Here is a 21,374-nt window from a genome sequence, read left to right as displayed (position 1 = left end):
CTAGTTTCCGGGCCAAACGCGGGCCGAGTTGGCCGGCTCCTGATTACCCCTGCATTTTTGAGGTTTGCACATGGCCAAGGCGGTCACCATCAAGGTCAAGCTCGTGTCGACGGCCGACACGGGCTACTACTACGTCGCCAAGAAGAATTCGCGCACCATGACCGACAAGCTGGTCAAGAAGAAGTACGACCCGGTCGCGCGCAAGCACGTCGAGTTCAAGGAAGCCAAGATCAAGTAAGATCGCCTGAGATTGATATTCAAAACGGGGCCCGCGCAGCCCCGTTTTTGTTTTGCGGCCCTGTGTCCTCCCCTATGCTTCCCGTTCCTGCCCGGGCATAGGGTTCACATGATCGCAACCTTGCAAGAGGGAAGTGTCGGCGGCTACTCCGTCGCCTACGCACGGGAGGACACCTACTTTCCCGTGTACATCACGGCTGCCCTGGCTGCGATCTTCCTGACCGCCACGTGGATCACCGGCGCCTTCTACTGGCTGGCGCTCGCGGCAGCAGCGGCCGGCTTCACCTACTACAACATTCCCCTGCTCGAGGCCGGCCGGCCGACCATCGGTGCCAATCAGTACGGCATCTTCATCCAGGCCTTCGGGTTGATCCGCTGGCGCGCCATCGAACGCATCGATCTCGTTCAGATCGCCGAGCGGGCGATGACCGTCCATGAGTTGCAGATTGCGCTCAACGTGCCGCTCGGCAGCGCGCTTGTTGCCGACTGGCGCAAGCGGCCGATGCATCGCCTGCTGATGCGCCTGCCCTGGCGCATGGACCACCGTGGCATCGTGCGCGTCAACCTGGAGCCGTTCGACCGGGCGCCCGATGACATCCACCGAACGTTCCTGAGAATGTGGCGCTACTACCGGAGCTAGCCGCCGAATGCCTGATCCCGCAGATGCGCATCCGCGACGCGCGCATCGGGATTGTGTGTGATGGTCATGAACCATATGAGGCTGAAGAATAGCGACCACGCTGTGTTCCAATAGAACCAGTTCATGGGAGCACCTCGAACAGGTTTGACCCGCGGGGCCGGCAGCGATCGCCCGCCCCGCGGAATGCCGCCCCATTCCTACTGCACCACTTCGCCGTGCAGGGCGAGGTCGAGACCCTCGCGCTCGATGTCCTGCGTCACGCGGAGGCCGACGAAGAAATTGACCACGAACAGGATGATCAGGCTCACCACGGCATCGTAGATGAACACGGTAGCGACGCCGATGCACTGATTGAAGAACTGGCCGACATTGCCTTCCAGAACGCCCGCCGTTCCGCCGTATTGCTCGACCGCGAACACCCCGGTCAGCAGCGCCCCGACGATGCCGCCGATCGCATGGACACCGAAGCAATCCAGCGCATCGTCGTAGCTGAACATGCGCTTCAGCCCGGTGCATCCCCAGTAGCAGAACACGCCAGCGGCAATGCCGATGGCAAAGGCCCCGACCGGCCCGACAAAGCCGGAGGCCGGTGTAATCGCCACGAGACCGGCCACCGCGCCCGAACAGATGCCGACGACGGTCGGCTTGCCCTTGAGCGCCCATTCCACCAGCATCCAGGTGAAGCCGGCCACCGCCGTGGCGATCTGCGTCACCAGCATCGCCATGCCGGCTTGCATTCCCGCCGTGACGGCAGAGCCGGCGTTGAAGCCGAACCAGCCGACCCAGAGCAGCGAGGCGCCGATGAAGGTCAGCACCATGTTGTGCGCCGGTCCGGTCTCGCTGCGCCTGCCAAGCATGATCGCGCACATGAGGCCTGCGACGCCGGCGTTGATGTGCACCACCGTTCCGCCGGCGAAGTCGAGCACCTTCACCCATGCGGCGTCGTTACCTGCCGAAAAGATCCCGTCAGGCCCCCAAACCCAGTGAGCGATCGGCGCGTAGACGAAAATCGCCCAAAGCCCGATGAACCAGAGCATGGCCGAGAATTTCATCCGCTCGGCAAATGCACCGGCAATCAGCGCGGGGGTAATGATGGCAAAGGTCATCTGAAAGCAGATGTAAACGGACTCCGGAATGGTCGCCGCCAGTGGATTGGGATTGCCAATCCCGCCCTTGCCGATGTCGCTCAGGATGTCCTTGAGAAACATGCGATCGAGGCCGCCGATGAACGGAGTGCCGGCTCGAAATGCCAGGCTGTAGGTGAGGACGGCGAACAGAATGGTGACCAGGCAGGTGACGGCGAAACTGGTCATCACCGTGTCGCCGACGTTCTTCTTGCGCACCATGCCGCCGTAGAACAGACCCAGCCCCGGGACCGTCATCATCAAGACGAGCGCAACGGATGTGAGCATCCACGCAGTGTCTCCGGAATTCGGCGTGCACTTCTCGAGAATCTTGCCGCCGCAGGCCGGCGGCGTCGCGTCGTCAGCCAGCGCGAGGCCGCTGAACAGCACGCAAAGCAACACCACTCCCAAGACAGCAACTACGATCCGCACGAGCCTTTGGCGCGTGTATGTCGCTAACTCCATCATCGTCCTCCCGTCGCAAGAGATGTCGGTGTTCAGAGCGTGCGCAGAGCACTCGGCGTCGGACGCCGAGCGTCGAATTGCCCGTCCGGGGCGTCTCGAAGCGCCGCGATGCGCACGGCGCCAAGCGGAATGGTCGCGGCAGCAGGGTGCGGGACCGGAGGCTCAAGCGCTCCCCGCGCGGCGGCGCGGCAAAGGCCGCCGTGCTCGGATGGCCGGAGATAAAACGGCGACCAGCCTCATCGTGGCCGGCCTTTCCCATTGGTCCCCAGGCCGGATACCTCAGCAACGCTTTCCGGCACCACTTCTAGCCAGATTCAATCAAGATTCATGCCATCGGCGGGGACAATGCAGCGCATTGAATATGCTTCAATTTCAATCGATGCACAGAAGAGCCCGCCACCCTCATGCATGTTCTTGCGGCAATCAACAGATTAAAAAATAGGCAGAGATTGAGGGCTGCCGTCTTGTTCGGCAGCCGTCAATCCTTCCGGGGGAGCAGAAGCTAGGCAGCCTTGAGCAGCGGTGGTTGCGACGGCCGGATCAGCGCAAACGCGAGCTGGATGATGCCGCCAGTCAGGCCGAGCGCGACGCCGATACGCCAGGCCAGGGTGTAGGACCCGAGCGAGTCATAGATCAGCCCTCCCCCATACGCGCCGAGGAAGCTGCCGATCTGGTGGCTCATGAAGGCGAGGCCCTGGATCATCGCCTGCCAGCGCAGCCCGAACATCTCTGCGACCGCACCCGCAGTCAGCGGGCCAACGCCCATCCAGAGGAAGCCCATGATGGCGCCGAACAGCAGCGTGGATGCTGGCGTTGCCGGCAGCATGAAGTACCAGGCGAGCGCCAGCGAGCGCAGGATGTAGATCGCGCCGAGCAGCGCGAGCTTGTTCCAGCGCTGGCCGGCCCAGCCGAAGAACAGCGAACCCAGCACGTTGAAGCCACCGATCATGCCGAGCGTCTGCGCGCTCAGCATCGGATCGAGGCCGCAGATCGCCAGATACGACGGCAGATGCGTGGTGAGGAAGACGAGCTGCATGCCGCAGACCATGTAGGCGCAGGTCATCACCACGAAGGACGCGTTGCTGAACGCGGTCTTTGCAGCCGTGACGGCGGTCGCATTGCCGATATCGTCGCCGGCAGGCTTCGGCAGCGGAATCCTGTCAACGCGGCCAGCGTACCACGCCGCCGGGATCATCACGACGGAGAGGATCACGAAGCCGGCGAGCCCGATGCGCCAGCCGAATCCCTCATTGAGCATCTGGCCGATCGGCGCCGACACCAGCGCGCCGAGCGAGCCCGCGGCGGATACGATTCCGAGCACCGTGGAGCGGACCGTCTCCGGCACTGCGCGCGCGGAAACCGACATCGCGATCGCATTCGCCGTGCAGGCGAGCGAGGTGCCGATCAGCACGCCGGCGCCGATCATGATGCTGATGAGCCCATGCGCGGTGGTTATCAGCACGAGGCCCGCAATGTAGGCCAGCGCGCCGGCCACCATGATCGGGCGGAAGCCGTAGCGCACCGTCAGCGCGCCGGCCATCGGCTGCAGAAAGCCCCAGGCGAGGTTCTGCACCGCCAGCGCCAGCGTGAAATCGGACACCGAGATGTGGATGTCATGCGTCAGCGGCTGCAGGAAAATGCCGAGGCTCTGGCGCAGCCCCATGCTCAGCGTGAGCATCATGGATGCGCCGATCAGGATAGGAAGCGTGGGTCGCAGGACTTGCAACAAGGGCATTGTTTTTGTTCTCCCGTTCGGGCAGGGCACCAAGATCGCAGCCTGCGCTTCCCGTATGTTTTAGTTACACAGACCTGTGTACTTAGGCTATACAAGGGCCCTGCTGTCAAGCGAAGAGGATCACGGCCGACGCATGGCATCCCCGCCTCCCAAACAGACCATGAAGGAACGAATCCTGGAGACCGCCGACAGGCTGTTCTACCTGCAGGGCATTCGCGCCATCGGCGTCGACACCATCGCGGCCGAGATCGGCATCTCCAAGCGCACGCTCTACAACCACTTCCCTTCGAAGGACGCGCTGATCTCGGCCTATCTCGAGCGCCGCTTCGTGCAGCCGCGCCCTTCCGACAAACCGCCAGTCGAACAGATCCTCGCAACCTTCGATTCGCTGGAGCGGCGCTTTTCGTCCAGGGATTTCCGCGGCTGCCCGTTCGTGAACGCCGTGGCCGAGCTCGGACCGGAGGATCGCGATGTCCGAAATATCGCCATTGCCTTCAAGGAGAGCCGCCGCATCTGGTTTCGCGATCTGCTGAAGCAGCTTGGTGTCGCCGATGCCGAGGGGCTTGCGACCCAGCTCGTGCTGCTGGTCGATGGCTCGATCGCGCAGGATCTGGTGCGCGACGACCCCGCGATGGCGCGCGCCGCCAAGGAGGCCGCGCGGGTGTTGCTGGCAAATGCCGGGATCGACGTCGGTCCATCCGGCCCGGCGGACAAGCCGAAGGCCGCGAAGACGAAGCGCCGCGGCTGAATCCGGTTGCGTCCCGAACGTCCGTTTGGTTGTTAGCGTTGACGACGCGTGACGAGATCTTCAACCGGATATTCCGTCAGGCGAGATGTCGACGACCGCGCGAACGGCCGCGGCACATGAGGGGAGCGACCATGGACGATCTGAAGGTGACCGCCACCGGCTACGATTTTGGGCCGGCGCGCGCGGCCATGCAGCGCTATATCGACAACAATCTTCTGTCCGGCATCTCGTCCGCGGTCATGGTGGGCCGCGAGCTCGTCGATGTGAGCTGCGTCGGCTGGGCCGACAAGGAAGCGCAGATTCCGCTGCGGACCGACCATATCTTCCGGGTCTTCTCCAACACCAAGCTGATCGCCTCCTGCGCGGCGCTGTTGTTGTTCGAGGAGGGACGCATCCGGCTCGACGATCCAATCGAGACGTTCATCCCGCAACTCGGCAACCGCAAGGTGCTGCGGCCGGGCGCAACGTCGCTCGACGACGCCGAACCGGCGCAAACCTCGATCACTATCCGTCACCTGCTCAGCCACAGCGCGGGCCTCAGCTATGGCCTGTTCGATCCGGGCACGCCGATCTTCAAGGCTTACAACGAGCGCAAGATCCTCAACCCGATGACGACGCTTGCCGACATGGTCGACAATTTGGCGGAGCTGCCGCTCGTCTTCCATCCCGGAACGTCGTGGGAATATTCGGTTGCGATCGACGTTGTCGCGCGTCTGGTCGAGGTCGTCAGCGGCCAGCCGTTCGACAAGTTCATCAAGGTGCGGATTCTCGATCCGCTCGGCATGGTCGACACCGGCTTCTTCGTTCCGGAGAAGGACCACAACCGGCTCGTTGCCTATTACGCCGGCGCCGATCTGACGGATCCGATGAAGCCAGGACTGACACGCACCGACAACTCGCCCTATCCGGGCGCGTATCTGCGCCCCGTGCCGCGCTTCAATGGTGGCGGCGGTCTTGTTTCCACCCTGCCCGACATGGTGGCGCTGATCCGCAGCCTGCTACCCGGCGGGCCGACGCTGCTCAAGCCGGAGACCATCGCGCAGGCGATGACCAACCAGCTCGCGCCGGGACAATGGATTCGTTTCGCGACGATGGGCGAGCAGCCCGGCAAGGTCTACGGCCTCGCCGGCGGCCTGATCCTCAATCCCGCTTCGCCGCTCGACCATCCCGACGCAGCAGGCGAACTCTATTGGGGCGGTGTCGCGGGCACGCAGTGGTGGATCTCGCCGAAGGCGAACGTCGCCGGCGTGATGATGGCACAGCGACAGATGGCGTTCGTCCATCCGTTTGCGTTCGAGTTCAAGCGGATGGCCTATGACGCAGTGAGGCGCGGGCGTTAGGAGTATTTGGTAGCCCGGATAGAGCGCAGCGAAATCCGAGACGCTCGTGCAAGCGACAAATGACCCGGATTGCGCTTCGCTGCATCCGGGCTACGAGATCGCACTACGCCGCCGCCGAGACGACGCGGTTGCGGCCGTCGTGCTTGGCGCGATAGAGCGCGGTGTCGGCGCGCTTGATCACGTCAGTAACCTGTTCGCCCTTGCGCTCCAGCGTGGCGAGACCGATCGAGATCGTGACCGAGATGCGCTTGCCGCCCTTGTCGACGGCAAAGGGCTCGCCGGCGATCGAACGACGCAGACGCTCAGCGACCATACCGGCGACATGCAAGTCGGTCTCCGGCATCACGATCACGAACTCCTCGCCGCCATAACGGCAGGCGAGATCGATGCCGCGGATCGACTTGCGGATGCGGGTGGCGAATTCGCGCAGCACGTCGTCGCCGGCATCATGACCGTAGGTGTCGTTGATCGCCTTGAAGTAGTCGATGTCGAGAATCATCAGCGCCAGCGGCTTGCCGCGCAGCGAGGCCTGCTCCGCGAGCGTGGCCAGATGGCTTTCCATGTAGCGGCGGTTGTTCAGGCCGGTCAGCGCGTCCGTGATCGCCATCTCGATCGAGTTCTGCACGTTGTCGCGCAGGTGGTCCGTGTAGCGGCGGCGGCGGATCTGGGTGCGCGCACGTGCCAGCAACTCGTTCTTGTCGACGGGGCGCAGCAGGTAGTCGTTGACGCCGATCTCCAGTCCACGCATCAGCCGCGTGTTGTTGTCGGCGTCCGAGATCGCGAGGATCGGGACCTGCCGGGTGCGCTCCAGCGACCGCGCCTGGCTGCACAGCCGCAGGCCGTCGTAATTGTCGAGGCTGAGCGACACGATCAGGAGGTCGTAATTGCCCTCCGCCGCGTGGAACAGCGCTTCGGACGGATTGGTTTCGACATCGACGGTATGCTCGGCGGCGAGGATCGGCGCCAGCTTCTCGTAGGACGACGGGCGGTCGTCGACCAGCAGGATGCGGCCGCCCATCCCCTTGTCGGCGATCGCGCTGCGCTCGGGCGCCCGCATGCCGATCTCGAGCGAGGTGATGGCGCGCATGCGCAGCTCATCGGTCATCATCTTGAGCCGCGTCAGCGAGCGCACGCGCGCGATCAGCACGACGTCGGAGACCGGCTTGGTCAGGAAATCATCGGCGCCAGCTTCGAGGCCGCGCACGCGGTCGGCGGGACTGTCCAGCGCGGTGATGATGACGACCGGAATGAAATGGGTCGCCGGATTGGACTTCAGCCGACGGCAGACCTCGAAACCGTCCATGTCGGGCATCATGACGTCGAGCAGGATGATGTCGCATTCGGCGCGCGCGCAGATTTCCAGCGCCTCGGTCCCGTTGGAAGCGGTCAGCACGTCGAAATATTCGGCCGACAGGCGAGCTTCCAGCAGCTTGACGTTCGCCGGAACGTCATCGACGACGAGGATACGCGCGGACATCGAACCACTACTCCCCTATCCGATAAAGCGTCGGACAGTCTCAATGAATTTGCCGACCGAGATCGGCTTGGACAAATAGGCCTCGCAGCCGCCCTCGCGGATGCGCTCTTCATCGCCCTTCATGGCGAAGGCCGTGACTGCGACGACCGGGATCGCGCGCAGATCGGGATCGTCCTTGATCCAGCGCGTGACCTCGAGGCCGGAAACCTGGGGCAATTGGATATCCATCAGGACGAGGTCGGGGCGCAGCTTGCGAACGAGGTCGAGCGCCTCGAACCCATTGCTGGTGCCCGAGGTGTGATAGCCATGCGCTTCCAACAGATCGCGAAAGAGCTTCATATTGAGCTCGTTGTCCTCCACGATCAGGACGGTTTTGGCCATCCCGTCCCTCCCAAAGCTTGGAAACGGGCCCGGCTGCGGCACCTCAGGCACCGCGCTCGGGGCGCGTCGAAAATGTGAATTCAAACTAGCGCCAGAATCGCTCTAACCCGTTAACCCCCAAGTCAACTTCCGTAGTGTGGTTTCCGTTTGCTTGAATACGAACGGAAGACTCGGGCATGATGGGTCTCTCAATAGAGATCATAAGTTAACGGAAAGGCAAATCGGCGCGTTGAAAAAGCCTGTTCACAACCCTCGGGAAGTCGCTGAAATCGTTGCGATTCAGGCGTTGAGCTTTATCGCCGGAGATCCCGAGCGGCTGGGCCTTTTCCTGGCCGAGACCGGGATCGGTCCGGAGACGCTGCGCAATGCCGCAGCCGATCCTCAATTTCTTGCGAGCGTGCTCGATTTCGTGATGCGCGACGATGCGACCGTGAAGGCCTTTGCCGACGCATCGGAACTGCACCCGACCAACATCGCCGCCGCCCGCCAGGTGCTGGGCGACCGGAAGTGGGAGCGCGACGTGCCGTGACCGCGGCGTCGGCACCGCTCGACGGCCCCCTCAATTTCTGCCGGGACTGTCTCGGCGACCTCGATATCAAGACAAAGCGGTGCAGCCATTGCGGCTCGCCGCGGCTGGTGCGTCACCGCGCCCTTCCCGCGCTCGCGTTGGCGCATATCGACTGCGACGCGTTCTATGCAACGGTCGAGAAGCGCGACAATCCTGATATCGCCGACAGGCCGGTCATCATCGGCGGCGGCAAGCGCGGCGTCGTGTCGGCCGCCTGCTACATCGCCCGTACCTATGGCGTCCGCTCGGCGATGCCGATGTTCAAGGCGCTGGAACTCTGCCCGAACGCAACCGTGATTCCCCCGAATATGGCGAAATATGTCCGCGTCGGACGCGAGGTCCGCCACGCCATGCAGGCACTGACGCCGCTGGTCGAGCCGCTGTCGATCGACGAGGCCTTCCTCGACCTCTCCGGCACGCAGCGTGTCCATGGCATGATCCCGGCCAAGGTGCTGGCCAAATTCGCGCGCGAGGTCGAACGCGACATCGGGATCACGGTGTCGGTCGGCCTGTCCCGCAACAAGTTCCTGGCCAAGATCGCCTCCGATCTCGACAAGCCCCGCGGCTTCGCGGCGCTCGACCAGGACGAGGCCCGCGAGATGCTCGCGGACAGGCCCGTCGGCTTCATTTACGGCGTCGGGCCGGCGACGCAGGAGAAGCTGATCCAGCGGGGCTTCCGCATCATCGCCGACCTGCAGCGCGCCGACGAGAACGAGCTGATGAAGCAGTTCGCGAGCGAAGGCCGCAGGCTGTGGCGGCTCGCGCGCGGCATCGACGACCGCCGCGTGGTTCCCGATCGCGGCGCCAAGACGATCTCGAGCGAAACCACCTTCGAGACCGACATCCGCGACTTCGCAACCCTGGAAAGGCTGCTCTGGAAACTGTCGGAGAAAGTTTCGGCGCGACTGAAGACCAGCGAACTCTCCGGCTGTACCATCACACTGAAGCTGAAGACCGCGGACTTCCGCCAGCGCACCCGCTCGCAGTCGATCCAGACCCCGACGCAGCTCGCCGCCAAGATCTTTGCGGTGTCGCGCGAGATGCTGGCGAAGGAGATCGACGGCACCGCCTTCCGCCTGATGGGCGCCGGCGTCAGCGCGCTGCGGCCGGGCTCGCAGGCCAACGACTCCGACATGCTCGACCGCCGCTCCGCCCATGCCGAGCGCGCGATGGACAATCTGCGCAAGAAGTTCGGCAATGCCGCCGTGATCCGCGGCATTGCCTATGAGGGGCCGACGAAGCCGGCCGAGGAGTAGAACTCAATCGACGACAGCCACCGCCTCGATCTCGATCAGCCATTCCGGGGCCGCCAGCGCGGTGACGCCGACCAGCGTGCTCGCCGGCGGCTCCATGCCTTCAAAGAAGGCGCCGCGTGCCTTGCCGATGATCGGGCGGAGCTCGGGCTTGTAGCCAACCACGAAGGTCGTGATCTTCACGATGTTGGCGTAGCTTGCGCCGGCGGCCTTCAGCGCCATGCCGAGGTTCTGCATCACCTGCGTCGTCTGCGCGGCGAGGTCGCCCGGACCGACGACCCGTCCCTCCTCGTCGACCGACACCTGTCCCGAAATGTAGACTGTGCGCGCGCCCGAGGCGACGACCACGTGAGAATATGCGGGGTTGTGGTGAAGGCCGCTGGGGCGAAGATGTTCGAGCTTGCTCATCATGTGCCTCCCTGACACGCGTTATGGACGGGAAGCCTATCCGGGGCCGAGACTTTCGACCAGAGAGCTCGTCATTCCGGGGCGATGCGAAGCATCGAACCCGGAATCTCGAGATTCCGGGTCTGGTCCTTCGGACCATCCCGGAATGACAACCTAGTTGTCACTTGCAGGGCTTGGAATTCCTGACGTCGAACTTGTCCATCGCGCCCGAGATCACGAAATCGTTGTAATCGAGCACCAGCGCGCGGGAGACGCCGTTCTCATAGAGCTCGAACGACATCGCATAGACCGGGGTCTGCTCGCCGTCGGTCGCCTTGGCGTCGCGATCGTAATAGCTCACCGTCACCGGCCAGCGCGTCATCGACTTCATCACGTCGCTTGCCGTCGACGGATCGGGCGACGTCGGGGCGTGATCGCCCGGGATGGCTTTGCCGATCACCGCGAGCGTGTTGTAGACTTTTTGGCCATTGTCGGAGCCGTCATACACCGTCAGCTCAAGCACCGACTTGCCCTCGCGCGCCGCCGCGATAATGCGCTTGATCTGCTCGGTCGGGAACACGACCTTGCCGTCGAGATTGAAGGTCTTCTTCACCGGCTGCGTCAGCTTCACCGTGATATGGTCGCCGACCCGCTCGGCTATGCCGTCGACCGGCGCGGATTCGCTGTCGTTCATGCGGGTGTCGATCTTGAAGCGGTAGCTCTTGCCGGCTGCGTCCTCCCAGGACGTCGAGCGCAGATCAGAGAGCGTGACCTTGCCTTCGCCGCTGTCGAGCTCGGACACCTGACGGAATTCTGAGGTGTAGCCTTCGCAGGAACTGCCGGAGAAAGTGTAGAGGATGCGGCCACGCGCATCGCTGACCGAGTTGTTGCCGCGCGACTTGACGAGGCTGAGATCGTAGAGCGCCTGGTGCGCGAGAAACGGCCCGCTCGCGGCCGCAGCGGCCGGCCCTTGGGCCAAGCCTAATCCTGCAGCAACGGCGATCGACAGTACCAGGGCACGCGACGCAGTCCGGGACGGCAGGATCATGGATTTTCCTCGAGGGGGACGAATCGGCACAATAGTGACGGCCCTATTGCGCCGCAACTGGGGCAAGGTTCACAAAAAGGTAACGGACGGATTACGGAAATGCCGGCTTTTTTCACCGGCCTTCCGTGAGAGTTCGCACGGATCGGGAAGAAATGTCGGCAGGGTTCCGTTCGCTTGCAAGCGTGGGCGCGATGGGCGAAACAAGGCGCGGCCTGAGCGCGTTTCAGGCAGCGGATCATCCAACCCAGGGACGAAAAAAATGGCGGGTACGGTCGAACAGAAGCTGACGTCACAAGGGATCACACTTCCGCAGCCCGCCTCACCGGTGGCGAACTATGTGCCCTTCGTGCGCAGCGGAAATCTGCTGTTCGTGTCGGGCCAGGTCTGCTTCAACGCGGAAGGCAAGCTGATCGCCAAGGGCAAGCTCGGAGCCGGCGTCACCCTCGAGCAAGGCACGGCCGCGGCGCGCGGTTGCGGCATCAATCTGCTCGCGCAGGTCAAGGCCGCGCTCGGCGATCTCGACAAGGTCGTGCGTGTGGTGCGGCTCGGCGGCTTCATCAATTCCGCGCCCGACTTTCTCGATGGACCGAAGGTTCTCAACGGCGCCTCCGACCTGATGGTGGAAGCCTTCGGCGACAAGGGCCGCCACGCCCGCACCACGGTCGGCGTCGCCTCCCTGCCCGCGGATGCGGCGGTCGAGGTCGAGGGCATTTTCGAAGTCGCCTGACGCATGCGCGCCCCTGATTGGCTGACCGGACGGCCGGTCGCGCATCGCGGCCTGCACGATGCGGCACGTGGTATCATCGAAAACATGCCGGCCGCGGCCAATGCCGCGATCGCGGGCAATTTCGCGATCGAGTGCGACATCCAGCTCAGCTCCGACGGCGAGGCGATGGTGCATCACGATGATGCGCTCGGCCGCCTCACCGAAGGCTCGGGCCTGCTCCTGACCAAGACCGCGGCCGAGCTGAAGGCGGTGAAGTTCACGGATACGTCCGAGCAGATGATGACGCTCGGCGATCTCTGCGCGCTGGTCGCCGGCCGCGTGCCGCTGGTGGTCGAGGTGAAGAGCCATTTCGACGGCGACCGCAAATTGGTACGGCGGATGGCCGAGGTGCTGTCATCCTACTCCGGCCCGGTGGTCGGGATGTCCTTCGATCCCGATCAGGTGCTGGCGCTGCGCGAGGTCATGCCGAGCCTGCCGCGCGGCATCACCGCCCAGCGCACCTATGACGATGGCTACTGGGCCAAGCTGACGCCCGCACAGCGCGACAGCATGCTCTATCTGCGGCACGGCTTCAGCACCCAGCCGCATTTCGTCGCCTTCTGGGTCAACCAGCTGCCGGCGCCGGCGCCCTGGATCGCCCGCAACGTCTTCGGCTGCCCGCTGCTGGCCTGGACCGTGCGGACGGCGGAACAGCGCGCGCGCGCGGCGCGCTACGCCGACCAGATGATTTTCGAGGGATTCGTTCCGGGAACCTGACATGCCCCCTGCAGCCTTGAAGTCGTCGCTGCGATGCACGATCTTTGGGGCGGTCACCATACGCGATGGTTGATCGCAGGAGCATGATCGGGAGAAGCAGAAGCCAGTCTTCCGCAAAGGTCGTGCTCGAACGAGGCACCGGTCTTCATTCTCAATGGCGTCTTCTGAAATCACCCTCGAAGCTGTTCCAGACATCAGCGACATCCCTGCCGCTGAATGGGACGCTTGCGCCAATCCGAAAGGCGATCCGGACAACCTGGACAATCTCGATACGCTGGCTTCAATCGATCCCGCAGGCAACTGCGAGGCGATCTCAAAGCCCGGCTATAACCCGTTCGTATCTCACGCCTTTCTCGCCGCCGCAGAGGCATCCAATTCGGCCTGCGCCCGCACCGGCTGGGGTCCGCGGCATCTCGTGGCGAAGCTCGACGGCGAGATCGTCGGCGTGGTGCCCTGCTATCTGAAATCGCACTCGCAGGGCGAATACGTGTTCGACCGCGGCTGGGCCGAGGCCTATCACCGCGCCGGCGGCAGCTACTATCCGAAGCTCCAGGTGTCCGTTCCTTTCACGCCTGCGACCGGTCCACGGCTATTGATCCGCGATGGTGTCGACCGCGAGCTGATGGGCTCGGCGCTGGCGCGCGGCTTGAGGGCGCTCTGCAACGCCACCGAGGCCTCGTCCGTGCATGTGACCTTCGCCCGCGAGGACGAGGCAAAGTTCCTCGGCGGGCACGGCTTCCTGCAGCGGACTGACCAGCAGTTCCACTGGCACAATGCCGGCTTTGCGACCTTTGACGATTTCCTCGCCACACTGAACTCGCGTCACCGCAAGGCGATCAAGCGCGAGCGCCGCGAGGCGGTCGCCGCCGGCATTACCATCCACTGGCTGACCGGTTCCGATATCACCGAGGAGGCCTGGGACGCGTTCTTCGATTTCTATATGGAGACCGGCTCGCGCAAATGGGGTCGGCCGTATCTCACCCGAAAGTTCTTCTCGTTGATTGGCGCGAGGATGAGCCAGGACGTGCTGCTGGTGATGGCCAAGCGCAATGGGCGCTGGATCGCAGGCGCGATCAACTTCATCGGCTCGGATACGCTGTTCGGCCGCAATTGGGGTGCGATCGAGCACCACCCGTTCCTGCATTTCGAGGTCTGCTATTACCAGGCGATCGATTTCGCGATCCAGCGCCGCCTCAAGATCGTTGAGGCCGGGGCGCAGGGCGAGCACAAGCTGGCGCGCGGATACCTGCCGCAGACCACCTATTCGGCGCACTTCATCGCCGATCCGGCGCTGCGCCGCGCGATCGCCGATTACCTCAAGCGCGAACGCGCCTATGTCGCCGAGGTTGGCCGCGAACTCACCGAGGCCGGTCCCTTCCGCAAGACGGCCGACGACGCTTGACGTTTTGACCTCGACCGAGACACTAAAGTGCCAAAACTTGAGGAGCCGCCGACATGCCCGCCTACGATAACAACAACATCTTCGCAAAAATCCTGCGCGGCGAGCTGCCCTGCTACAAGGTCTATGAGGACGAGCACGTCTTCGCCTTCCTCGACATCATGCCGCGCTCGCCCGGGCACACACTGGTGATCCCGAAGGTCCCTGCCCGCAACATCCTTGACATCAAGCCTGATGATTACGCCCATGTCGCGCGCGGCACCCACAAGATCGCGGCCGCCGCGATGAAGGCGTTCGAGGCCGACGGCATCACCGTGCAGCAGTTCAACGAGCCCGCCGGCGGCCAGGTGGTCTTCCATCTGCATATGCATGTGATGCCGCGCCAGGACGGCGTCGCGCTGCTGCCGCCCGCCAGCCGCAAGGAAGAGGCCAAAGTGCTCGAGGCCAGCGCGGCCAAGCTGATCGCGGCGTTGAAGTAGGCCGCGCCACGCGTCAAAGTTCGTAGATGGGGTAACGGGCCGACGGATATAGCCGCCCGGTCGCGACGGCGCGATGTGGAAGCGCGCTCGCGTGCGGCTTTTCGGGCAGGCGGTCGTCCCTCAAACTGATGGTGTTCAAACGGAGTCGGGCGAGCCCGCTCCAAGCATCATTAAGGGACGACCATGTACCACTATGCAGGAATCGACGTGTCTTTGGAAAGCTCGAGCGTTTGCGTTGTCGATGGCGCGGGCAAGATTTTGCGGGAGGCGAAGGTTGCCAGCGAGCCGGAAGCGCTGATCGCCTGGTTCCGATCGCTGGGCCAGGCGATGGAGCGGATCGGACTGGAGGCCGGTCCGTTGTCGCAATGGCTGTCCACGGCGCTGCGCGCGGCCGGGCTTGCCGTCGAGCTGCTGGAGACCCGGCACGTCCGCGATGCCTTCAAGGCGATGCCGGTGAAGTCGGACCGCAACGATGCCCGCGGCATCGCCCAACTGATGCGGCTCGGCTGGTTCCGGCCGGTCCACTGCAAGTCGATTGAAGCGCAGGAGACGCGGGCGGTTCTGACGGCCCGCAAGCTGCTGCAGTCGAAGCTGCGCGACATCGAGAACAGCGTACGTGGCGTGCTGCGGGGCTTTGGCCTGAAGGTCGGCAAGACCACCGAGCGCACGTTCGCCAACCGGATCCGGGAGCTCGTCGCCGGCCACCCCGGACTTGAGCTGGTGGCGCAGGCCCTGCTCGAAGCCCATGCCGTGTTGCTGCGCGAGTTCAATGGCCTGGACAGACACACCCAGAAGCTCGCCAGATCGCATCCCCCGGCCCGGCTTCTGATGACAACGCCGGCCGTCGGCCCGATCGTGGCGCTCACCTATGCCGCCGCGATCGACGATCCGATCAGGTTCCGTTCCTCGAAGGCGACCGGCGCGCATTTTGGGCTCACCCCGAAGAAGTATCAGTCGGGGCAAACCGACTACACTGCCCGCATCAGCAAGATCGGCGACGCGTCGGTGCGGGAGGCGCTGTACCAGGCCGCCCACGTCATGCTGACCAAGCCGGTCAGGAACTGCTCGGCGCTGAAGAGCTGGGCCATGCGGCTTGCCAAACGTGCGGGCATGCGCAAGGCCAAGGTGGCGCTGGCGCGCAAGCTCGCAGTCATCCTGCATCGGATGCTGGCTGATGCGAAACCCTTCAATCCGATGGCCCACGCAACCTAAGGAAGGAGCCTCAACCGATCTGGGCAGGCCACGACACCAGGCCTTCCCCGAGCGAAGTCCCTTTGCCGGGACGACGGATCCGGTCAGGCCGCCATCCGGGAAGTCGGTTCACAACCACGCTTCCGTAGATTGGCCGGCCGGCTCCTCAATGCACCCCATCAGGCGACGGCCACTGCGCCGATCCCGTACAGAAGCAAGTGCCCGGCAAGTGGACCACGCAAAAAGGGATTGACTAACCAAGGCCCGTTACAGAAGCCCGGATGAAGCGCAGCGTAATCCGGGATTCTTCGCGCGTTGTCGCACCGCCCCCGGATTTCGCTTCGCTCCATCCGGGCTACGGCTGTCACTCGGTCTCGAAGTCCCCCGCTTGCGGCGGGGCGAGCGGGGTGAATTCGCAGCGATCGGGCTTGACGTCGATCAGCGGCGTCTCGTCGAGACAGTCGAGCCCGCGCACCAGGATGACGTTACCCTCCACGCCAACCAGCTTCACGGTCGAGGTCCCGATCGGATTGGGACGCACCGGCGAGCGCAGCGAGAAGGTGCCGCGGGTGTTGCCGTTGTTCTTCGGGCTCTGCAGCACGATGTCCCGCCGCGACTGGTGCAGCCAGTAAAGCACCTCGAGGTTCGAGTAGAAATCGATGCCCTTGATCGCGGCGACCCAGGGCTCGAAGATCTCGAGCCGGCACACCGGGCCGTCATGCCGCCCCTGCCGCGGCGTCGCCAGCCGCGAGGTCCAGGGCGTGCGGATGCGGCCGATGAAGACGAGCCCCGCATCGCGCGCCGGCGGCATGTCGACGGCGACTTCGCCCTCGCGCAGTTCCATTTCACGTACCATGTGTCAATCCAGCGATATGTTCAGCGCAGTCTCGGCCCAGCTCTTCGGACGCAGCGGCGGAAAACCGGTCTCAGATACCATACCAGACACTGACCGCAATGACGCGGCAAGCGGCGCGCCTCACGCCCTGTTCCTCAGCACGAAGCACGCCCCGCCCGCCTTGCGGATGCGGTTGCAGAGGTTGTCCGCCTCGGGCCGTGTGTCGGCGCCGATGCGCACCTGGTAGAAAGTGGCGCTGCCGCGGCTGCGCAAATGCGAGCTCAACAGGCTCGGATCCTGGTCGCCGATCACGGCGGATAGGTGCTTCATGGCGCGGGCGTACATCGCCAACGCCTTGTCACGGCTGAAGCCGGCCGCCAGTTGCACGCCCCAGAGCTTGGCGGCGGACAGCGTGATGTGCTGCTCGAGCTCGGCCACGAACGGATTCGGCGCACGCTTCAACAGCGCCATCAACTCGCGGCAGCTCGTGGTCGGCGCGCGCTCGGGCATCTTGCCGTTGCGGCCGGCGGCGGCCCAGGTGTCGACGCTGGAGCCGGTGATCGCGAACACGTAAGCGCGCGTCTCCTGCGGCATGGAGCCGGTGCCGGCGAGCCAGTCCTGGATCCGGCGCGGCCCGGCATTGTAGGCGGCCGCCGCGAGGCCGAGATTGCCGAACTGGCTGCGCAGCTCGCTCAGGAATTCCGCCGACTTCGGCAGCGCCTGCACGGGATTGAAGGGATCGAGCAGCCCGCGCTCGTTCGCGGTGCCCGGCATGAACTGCGCGATGCCCTGTGCGCGCTCGCCGCTGCGGGTCATGGGCCCGACCGCATCCGCCTGGAAACGGCTCTCCTGCCAGATCACGCGGGCGAAGAATTCGAGCGGCAGGCCGTTGGCGCGCGCCGCCGACTCGATCATCAGGCACATCGCCTCGCGGGTGCCGCTCTCGCGCGCGCTCTCGGCCGGCTTCTCGCGCGGGATCGCGAGCTCCTCGACGCTCGGATGCACGTATCGCGGGGCTTCGGCCGGCGCGTCCTCCGCGCCGGCGCCGAGCGGCGACGCCAGCATCGCAAGCATACCCAATCCTGCGCACAGGGCTGTTCGCATCGCAATTCTGTTCCCGCGCCGCGCGGCTTGACACCGCGAGCGCCTGGTCTAGCTATGGCTGACAATGATGGCGCGCAAAAGGGAGCGCAAAATGGCCGCAGCTTCGGATGATCAACTCGGCTTCGCGCCCGACGACGACGCCCCGATCGGCTATATGAAGCGGACCCGCGACTATTACGCGGCGATCGGCTACACCACCCCCTACCGCTGGGCGCACTATACCTCCGCACCGTTCCAGCCGCTGAAGAAGCCGCTCAGCCAGGCCCGCGTCACCATCATCACGACGGCGGCACCGTTTGATCCCGCCAAGGGCGACCAGGGCCCGGGCGCGAAATACAACGGCGGCGCCAAGTTCTATTCGGTCTATGACGGCGACACGTCGCAACAGCACGATTTGCGGATCTCCCATATCGCCTATGACCGCGTGCATACCTCGGCCGAGGACAGCGGCACCTGGTTCCCGCTTCCGCAGCTCAAGCGTCTCGCAGCAGCAGGCAAGATCGGCGAGGTCGCGCCGCGCTTCTTCGGTGCGCCGACTAACCGCAGCCACCGCGTCACCATCGAAACGGACGCGCCTGAAATCCTCAAGCACTGCCGCGCCGACAAGGTCGACGCCGCCGTGCTGGTGCCGAACTGTCCGGTCTGCCACCAGACCGTCAGCCTGGTCGCCCGTCACCTCGAGCAGAACGGCATCCCGACCATCGTGATGGGCTGCGCCAAGGATATCGTCGAGCACGCGGCGGTGCCGCGCTTCCTGTTCTCCGATTTTCCGCTCGGCAATTCGGCCGGCAAGCCGCACGACGTCGCCTCGCAGGCCTTCACGCTGGAGCTGGCGCTGCGCGTGCTGGAGCAGGCTCCGGGTTCGCAAACCACCGTGCAGTCGCCGCTGCGCTGGAGCGAGGATCATTCCTGGAAGCGCGACTACAGCAACGCCGATGCGCTCAGCGCCGAGGAGCTGGCGCGCCTGCGCCGCGAGTTCGACGCGCAGAAGGAAATCGCCAAGGGCCTCCGCGAGCGCGTCGCGTAGGCCTTTGCATCATCCAAACTGAGATCGACCACGGTTTCGCTCAGCGAGCCCTCGCCAGCGCCGGAGCGGGAGGGTGGAGGGCTGCGTCCGTGATGCCGGCATAGCACCGTGCGAGCGCCGCGCAGGTCATGAGCTGGATCTGATGGAACAGCATCAGCGGCAGCACGACCAGCGGACGTCAGGCCGATTTGGCCGTCGCGACCGCGACCGCGTTCAGCATTCCGGTCCGTTCGTGGCAGTTCAGATATTCGAAGAACTGCTCGTCCGCGGCGGCGACCGTGACTTCGTGATACAGCCTGAGCTTGGCGTTCGGTCCCAGCGTCGACAGATATTTCATCGCCGCGCCGAAGATCCTGACATGGGTCGGATGCGATTCCGCCCAGCGCTCCAGCGCTGCCAGGCTCTTCCACCAGCTCTGGCCGTAGGACTTTTCTGTCGGCCGGCCGTTCGCGTCGACCACGCGCATGTAGCGATTGGCGTAGCAGCCGATCGGCACGCCGTCGTCGCGCAGGAAATCCATGCCCTCGCGCAGCACCGGCTCGACATCGCCGAGATACATCTTGCGCTCCGATGCTTCGGTGTCGCTCCAGTCCTGGCCGGAGCGGATCAGGCAGAGATTGTCGTGCGCGACGATGCGGATGCGCGCGCCGTCGCTGATAGCGCGCGGCTCGCCGCCTGGCACCATCGCATCGGTCTGCGACAGCGGAATGCGGTCGCGCATGCCGCCCCAATAGGCGTGCTCCTGCACTTCCCCGCTCATGGTCTCCGCCAACACCGCAACGCCCTCCGGACGGCCGAGCGATGAGAACAGCGTCTCGTAGCGCTCGACATGCGGCCGCAGCACCTCGATGAAGCGGCCGAGACCGTCGCCCGCGGCGCCGCTGCCCGTCCAGGCCTCGCGCGCCTCCGCAAACCAACGATCGAACCGCGCCGCGTCGTCCCAATAGGCCACCGAGACGACATTGCTGAAGCCGGCCTGATCAACATATTGCGCGCGATCCCAATGCGCCGGGCCGTTTTCCCTGGCGAAGCGCTGCGCGATCTGCGCGAGCGTCTCGGCCACCGCGGCCGTCGGCTCGCCGCGGTACTGCACCCCGAAATAGGCCATGATCACGCTGACGACCGCGGGCCGGTGGCGCGCGACGAAGGACGGGTAAGGCGGTACATAATCGTCGGGCACGCGCCGATGACGCGAGCGCGCGGTCTGCAAATGAGATGGGATGGCGGATTCCATGGCAGTCGCCTCCGTTGGATTTGCCCGTTGCAGCTTAGCTGGCGGCCGCCTGCAGCTCATCGTCTGCCAGGCTCTCGAGCGGCAGCGCAAAATGCTCGACGCGCTTCGACGGCTTCTTGTTCAGGAGCAGGCGCGTGACGTCGGGCCGCGAATAGTGCCCGGCCGGATCCGCGGCGTTCTTGGCGATCGCGATTGCACCGAGATCGATATCGGCGATAAGCAGGCCTTCCTGATCGGGCGGCAGCTTGTCGGCAATCGAACTGCCGTCCGGACCGTAGATCGCGGCGTGCCCGCCGCCGACGTGCAGCAGCGCGTGCTTGTCCCCGCGGTCGCAAAGCTCATCCACCATCGCCTGCGAGACGGTGGCGCAGGGCGCGAGCACGAAGCAGGAACCTTCGACGGCGTAGACGCGGGACGCCGCATTGTTGACCTCCCAACCGAGCGCGGGCGCGAACGGATCGTACAGCGAGAAGCTCGGCCAGGCCGCGACATGCACCTGCTCGTTCTGCGCGTACATCGCGTATTTCGACAGCGGCTGCAGGTGCTCCCAGCAGCACAGCGCGCCGAGGCGCCCGATGCCGGGGCGGTCATGCACCGCAAGATCGCTGCCATCGCCCTCGCCATAGACGGTGCGTTCGGCATGGGTCGGGCGCAGCTTGCGCCGCCTGGCGATGGTCTCGCCGTCGGGGCCGATCAGCCATTGCGCGAGATAGAGGCTACCGCCATCGCGCTCGGACAGACCGAGCACTGCGGTCATGCCGGCGTTCTTCACGGCGAGCCGCAGACGCTCGGCCTGCGGGCTGGCATAGGCCAGCGAGTTGTCGAAATAGCGCTGCACGAAGCCGCGCCCGATCGCCCAGGCCGGCGAGTCCAGCCAGATGTACCAGGGATAGCCGGGAATGAAGGCCTCCGGGAATGCGATCAGCTTGGCGCCCTTGGCCGCGGCCTCCTCGATCAGCGCAATGGTCTTGGCGACGGACGCATCGAGGTCAAGCCAGGCGGGTGCCGCCTGCACCACCGCAACGCGATATTTCGGATGTTCGATGCCCATGATGTCCTCCTCGCTGCCGGCGCCTTGGCAGGTTCGCACTTGATCGGCCCTATCGGCCTCTGACATCATGCTGCCGCGAAACCGGACGCGCCGTTCGACCGGGACGGAAGGAAAATTCGACTGCGGCGGAGGTCATCCCCGCCGGTCCGGTACGAAGCTTGTTTTTTT

Annotated in this window: 24 protein-coding genes; 12 read left to right on the top strand and 12 right to left on the bottom strand. The window is 64.7% G+C overall.

What is annotated here, in order from left to right; genetic code table 11:
* Positions 1 to 70: 70 nt before the first annotated feature.
* On the top strand, positions 71 to 238 hold the full coding sequence (rpmG, locus tag MTX23_RS15625; protein WP_212499080.1) for a 50S ribosomal protein L33: 168 nt from the start codon (positions 71 to 73) through the stop codon (positions 236 to 238).
* 120 nt (positions 239 to 358) lie between these two features.
* Positions 359 to 877, top strand: a complete 519-nt coding sequence (locus MTX23_RS15620; protein ID WP_280990727.1) for a hypothetical protein — start codon at positions 359 to 361, stop codon at positions 875 to 877.
* Here the strand turns inward: MTX23_RS15620 and MTX23_RS15615 are convergent.
* The 3 genes from MTX23_RS15615 to MTX23_RS15605 form a co-directional block, all read right to left on the bottom strand.
* Entirely contained in the window at positions 874 to 1,002 is a 129-nt protein-coding gene (locus tag MTX23_RS15615) for a hypothetical protein (RefSeq protein ID WP_280977559.1), read from the bottom strand. The genes MTX23_RS15620 and MTX23_RS15615 overlap by 4 nt on opposite strands.
* 72 nt (positions 1,003 to 1,074) lie before the next feature.
* Positions 1,075 to 2,469 (bottom strand): ammonium transporter, encoded by a 1,395-nt coding sequence (locus MTX23_RS15610; protein WP_280977558.1) that lies wholly within the window; start codon positions 2,467 to 2,469, stop codon positions 1,075 to 1,077.
* Positions 2,470 to 2,968: 499 nt separating this feature from the next.
* Positions 2,969 to 4,201 (bottom strand): MFS transporter, encoded by a 1,233-nt coding sequence (locus tag MTX23_RS15605; protein ID WP_280977557.1) that lies wholly within the window; start codon positions 4,199 to 4,201, stop codon positions 2,969 to 2,971.
* Positions 4,202 to 4,334: 133 nt separating this feature from the next.
* Between MTX23_RS15605 and MTX23_RS15600 the strand changes: the two genes are divergently transcribed.
* Both MTX23_RS15600 and MTX23_RS15595 read left to right on the top strand, forming a co-directional pair.
* The gene (locus MTX23_RS15600) at positions 4,335 to 4,949 is read left to right on the top strand and encodes a TetR/AcrR family transcriptional regulator (protein WP_280977556.1); all 615 of its coding nucleotides are present in this window, start codon (positions 4,335 to 4,337) and stop codon (positions 4,947 to 4,949) included.
* A gap of 131 nt (positions 4,950 to 5,080) precedes the next feature.
* Positions 5,081 to 6,289, top strand: a complete 1,209-nt coding sequence (locus MTX23_RS15595) for a serine hydrolase domain-containing protein (RefSeq protein ID WP_280977555.1) — start codon at positions 5,081 to 5,083, stop codon at positions 6,287 to 6,289.
* Positions 6,290 to 6,392: 103 nt separating this feature from the next.
* Here MTX23_RS15595 and MTX23_RS15590 read toward each other — a convergent pair whose 3' ends face one another.
* Both MTX23_RS15590 and MTX23_RS15585 read right to left on the bottom strand, forming a co-directional pair.
* Positions 6,393 to 7,766, bottom strand: a complete 1,374-nt coding sequence (locus tag MTX23_RS15590; protein ID WP_280977554.1) for a PleD family two-component system response regulator — start codon at positions 7,764 to 7,766, stop codon at positions 6,393 to 6,395.
* 15 nt (positions 7,767 to 7,781) lie between these two features.
* Positions 7,782 to 8,147: a response regulator gene (locus MTX23_RS15585; protein WP_280977553.1), complete on the bottom strand. Its 366-nt coding sequence runs from the start codon at positions 8,145 to 8,147 to the stop codon at positions 7,782 to 7,784.
* 229 nt (positions 8,148 to 8,376) lie between these two features.
* On the opposite strand from MTX23_RS15585, the gene MTX23_RS15580 reads away from it, so the two are divergent.
* Together MTX23_RS15580 and MTX23_RS15575 are read left to right on the top strand one after the other, a co-directional pair.
* Positions 8,377 to 8,676, top strand: coding sequence for a DUF3572 domain-containing protein (locus MTX23_RS15580; RefSeq protein ID WP_280978089.1), 300 nt, complete (start codon positions 8,377 to 8,379; stop codon positions 8,674 to 8,676).
* The gene (locus tag MTX23_RS15575; protein WP_280977552.1) at positions 8,655 to 9,971 is read left to right on the top strand and encodes a DNA polymerase IV; all 1,317 of its coding nucleotides are present in this window, start codon (positions 8,655 to 8,657) and stop codon (positions 9,969 to 9,971) included. Before MTX23_RS15580 ends, MTX23_RS15575 begins: the two co-directional genes overlap by 22 nt.
* Before the next feature lie 3 nt (positions 9,972 to 9,974).
* Here MTX23_RS15575 and MTX23_RS15570 read toward each other — a convergent pair whose 3' ends face one another.
* Entirely contained in the window at positions 9,975 to 10,376 is a 402-nt protein-coding gene (locus MTX23_RS15570) for a RidA family protein (RefSeq protein ID WP_280977551.1), read from the bottom strand.
* Between the two features lie 160 nt (positions 10,377 to 10,536).
* Positions 10,537 to 11,403 (bottom strand): cell envelope integrity EipB family protein, encoded by an 867-nt coding sequence (locus MTX23_RS15565; protein ID WP_280977550.1) that lies wholly within the window; start codon positions 11,401 to 11,403, stop codon positions 10,537 to 10,539.
* Between the two features lie 259 nt (positions 11,404 to 11,662).
* Here MTX23_RS15565 and MTX23_RS15560 point away from each other — a divergent pair, with 259 nt between their 5' ends.
* From MTX23_RS15560 to MTX23_RS15540, 5 genes are all read left to right on the top strand, one after another.
* Positions 11,663 to 12,130, top strand: a complete 468-nt coding sequence (locus MTX23_RS15560; protein ID WP_280977549.1) for a RidA family protein — start codon at positions 11,663 to 11,665, stop codon at positions 12,128 to 12,130.
* Positions 12,131 to 12,133: 3 nt separating this feature from the next.
* Positions 12,134 to 12,886 (top strand): glycerophosphodiester phosphodiesterase family protein, encoded by a 753-nt coding sequence (locus MTX23_RS15555; protein ID WP_280977548.1) that lies wholly within the window; start codon positions 12,134 to 12,136, stop codon positions 12,884 to 12,886.
* 154 nt (positions 12,887 to 13,040) lie between these two features.
* A complete protein-coding gene (locus tag MTX23_RS15550; RefSeq protein WP_280977547.1) occupies positions 13,041 to 14,288 on the top strand; it encodes a GNAT family N-acetyltransferase in 1,248 nt (415 codons plus the stop codon).
* A gap of 53 nt (positions 14,289 to 14,341) precedes the next feature.
* Positions 14,342 to 14,764: an HIT family protein gene (locus tag MTX23_RS15545; protein ID WP_280977546.1), complete on the top strand. Its 423-nt coding sequence runs from the start codon at positions 14,342 to 14,344 to the stop codon at positions 14,762 to 14,764.
* 183 nt (positions 14,765 to 14,947) lie between these two features.
* Complete coding sequence (locus MTX23_RS15540; RefSeq protein ID WP_280973967.1) at positions 14,948 to 15,976, top strand: IS110 family transposase; 1,029 nt, start codon at positions 14,948 to 14,950, stop codon at positions 15,974 to 15,976.
* A 343-nt stretch (positions 15,977 to 16,319) separates the two neighbouring features.
* Here the strand turns inward: MTX23_RS15540 and tsaA are convergent, their stop codons facing one another.
* Positions 16,320 to 16,811 (bottom strand): tRNA (N6-threonylcarbamoyladenosine(37)-N6)-methyltransferase TrmO, encoded by a 492-nt coding sequence (gene tsaA / locus MTX23_RS15535; RefSeq protein WP_280977545.1) that lies wholly within the window; start codon positions 16,809 to 16,811, stop codon positions 16,320 to 16,322.
* Between the two features lie 120 nt (positions 16,812 to 16,931).
* Positions 16,932 to 17,864: a lytic transglycosylase domain-containing protein gene (locus MTX23_RS15530; RefSeq protein ID WP_280977544.1), complete on the bottom strand. Its 933-nt coding sequence runs from the start codon at positions 17,862 to 17,864 to the stop codon at positions 16,932 to 16,934.
* A 121-nt stretch (positions 17,865 to 17,985) separates the two neighbouring features.
* On the opposite strand from MTX23_RS15530, the gene MTX23_RS15525 reads away from it, so the two are divergent.
* Positions 17,986 to 18,921, top strand: a complete 936-nt coding sequence (locus MTX23_RS15525) for a glycine/sarcosine/betaine reductase selenoprotein B family protein (RefSeq protein ID WP_280977543.1) — start codon at positions 17,986 to 17,988, stop codon at positions 18,919 to 18,921.
* 40 nt (positions 18,922 to 18,961) lie between these two features.
* On the opposite strand, the gene MTX23_RS36370 is transcribed toward MTX23_RS15525, so the two are convergent.
* Genes MTX23_RS36370 through MTX23_RS15515 form a run of 3 tightly spaced genes read right to left on the bottom strand, consistent with a single transcriptional unit; the run spans position 18,962 to position 21,206 of the window.
* The gene (locus MTX23_RS36370) at positions 18,962 to 19,075 is read right to left on the bottom strand and encodes a hypothetical protein (protein WP_348637559.1); all 114 of its coding nucleotides are present in this window, start codon (positions 19,073 to 19,075) and stop codon (positions 18,962 to 18,964) included.
* A gap of 24 nt (positions 19,076 to 19,099) precedes the next feature.
* Positions 19,100 to 20,155 (bottom strand): phenylacetaldoxime dehydratase family protein, encoded by a 1,056-nt coding sequence (locus tag MTX23_RS15520; RefSeq protein WP_280977542.1) that lies wholly within the window; start codon positions 20,153 to 20,155, stop codon positions 19,100 to 19,102.
* Positions 20,156 to 20,189: 34 nt separating this feature from the next.
* A complete protein-coding gene (locus MTX23_RS15515) occupies positions 20,190 to 21,206 on the bottom strand; it encodes a carbon-nitrogen hydrolase family protein (RefSeq protein ID WP_280977541.1) in 1,017 nt (338 codons plus the stop codon).
* Positions 21,207 to 21,374 lie beyond the last annotated feature (168 nt).

It is taken from the genome of Bradyrhizobium sp. ISRA436 (assembly GCF_029910015.1).
Taxonomy (GTDB): Bacteria; Pseudomonadota; Alphaproteobacteria; order Rhizobiales; family Xanthobacteraceae; genus Bradyrhizobium.
The sequence above is the reverse complement of the archived record's forward strand: the minus strand, read 5'-3'. Positions and strand labels throughout refer to the sequence as shown.

What these genes read in the sequence shown, in the direction of transcription:
- MTX23_RS15530 (WP_280977544.1), bottom strand. Translation starts at nt 17,864, where the DNA reads ATGCTTGCGATGCTGGCGTCGCCGCTCGGCGCCGGCGCGGAGGACGCG.
- MTX23_RS15585 (WP_280977553.1), bottom strand. Translation starts at nt 8,147, where the DNA reads ATGGCCAAAACCGTCCTGATCGTGGAGGACAACGAGCTCAATATGAAG.
- MTX23_RS15545 (WP_280977546.1), top strand. Translation starts at nt 14,342, where the DNA reads ATGCCCGCCTACGATAACAACAACATCTTCGCAAAAATCCTGCGCGGC.
- MTX23_RS15525 (WP_280977543.1), top strand. Translation starts at nt 17,986, where the DNA reads ATGGCCGCAGCTTCGGATGATCAACTCGGCTTCGCGCCCGACGACGAC.
- MTX23_RS15595 (WP_280977555.1), top strand. Translation starts at nt 5,081, where the DNA reads ATGGACGATCTGAAGGTGACCGCCACCGGCTACGATTTTGGGCCGGCG.
- MTX23_RS15600 (WP_280977556.1), top strand. Translation starts at nt 4,335, where the DNA reads ATGGCATCCCCGCCTCCCAAACAGACCATGAAGGAACGAATCCTGGAG.
- MTX23_RS15610 (WP_280977558.1), bottom strand. Translation starts at nt 2,469, where the DNA reads ATGATGGAGTTAGCGACATACACGCGCCAAAGGCTCGTGCGGATCGTA.
- MTX23_RS15515 (WP_280977541.1), bottom strand. Translation starts at nt 21,206, where the DNA reads ATGGGCATCGAACATCCGAAATATCGCGTTGCGGTGGTGCAGGCGGCA.
- MTX23_RS15570 (WP_280977551.1), bottom strand. Translation starts at nt 10,376, where the DNA reads ATGAGCAAGCTCGAACATCTTCGCCCCAGCGGCCTTCACCACAACCCC.
- tsaA (WP_280977545.1), bottom strand. Translation starts at nt 16,811, where the DNA reads ATGGTACGTGAAATGGAACTGCGCGAGGGCGAAGTCGCCGTCGACATG.
- MTX23_RS15615 (WP_280977559.1), bottom strand. Translation starts at nt 1,002, where the DNA reads ATGAACTGGTTCTATTGGAACACAGCGTGGTCGCTATTCTTCAGCCTC.
- MTX23_RS15520 (WP_280977542.1), bottom strand. Translation starts at nt 20,155, where the DNA reads ATGGAATCCGCCATCCCATCTCATTTGCAGACCGCGCGCTCGCGTCAT.
- MTX23_RS15560 (WP_280977549.1), top strand. Translation starts at nt 11,663, where the DNA reads ATGGCGGGTACGGTCGAACAGAAGCTGACGTCACAAGGGATCACACTT.
- rpmG (WP_212499080.1), top strand. Translation starts at nt 71, where the DNA reads ATGGCCAAGGCGGTCACCATCAAGGTCAAGCTCGTGTCGACGGCCGAC.
- MTX23_RS15590 (WP_280977554.1), bottom strand. Translation starts at nt 7,766, where the DNA reads ATGTCCGCGCGTATCCTCGTCGTCGATGACGTTCCGGCGAACGTCAAG.
- MTX23_RS15540 (WP_280973967.1), top strand. Translation starts at nt 14,948, where the DNA reads ATGTACCACTATGCAGGAATCGACGTGTCTTTGGAAAGCTCGAGCGTT.
- MTX23_RS15550 (WP_280977547.1), top strand. Translation starts at nt 13,041, where the DNA reads ATGGCGTCTTCTGAAATCACCCTCGAAGCTGTTCCAGACATCAGCGAC.
- MTX23_RS36370 (WP_348637559.1), bottom strand. Translation starts at nt 19,075, where the DNA reads ATGCTGTTCCATCAGATCCAGCTCATGACCTGCGCGGCGCTCGCACGG.
- MTX23_RS15565 (WP_280977550.1), bottom strand. Translation starts at nt 11,403, where the DNA reads ATGATCCTGCCGTCCCGGACTGCGTCGCGTGCCCTGGTACTGTCGATC.
- MTX23_RS15605 (WP_280977557.1), bottom strand. Translation starts at nt 4,201, where the DNA reads ATGCCCTTGTTGCAAGTCCTGCGACCCACGCTTCCTATCCTGATCGGC.
- MTX23_RS15555 (WP_280977548.1), top strand. Translation starts at nt 12,134, where the DNA reads ATGCGCGCCCCTGATTGGCTGACCGGACGGCCGGTCGCGCATCGCGGC.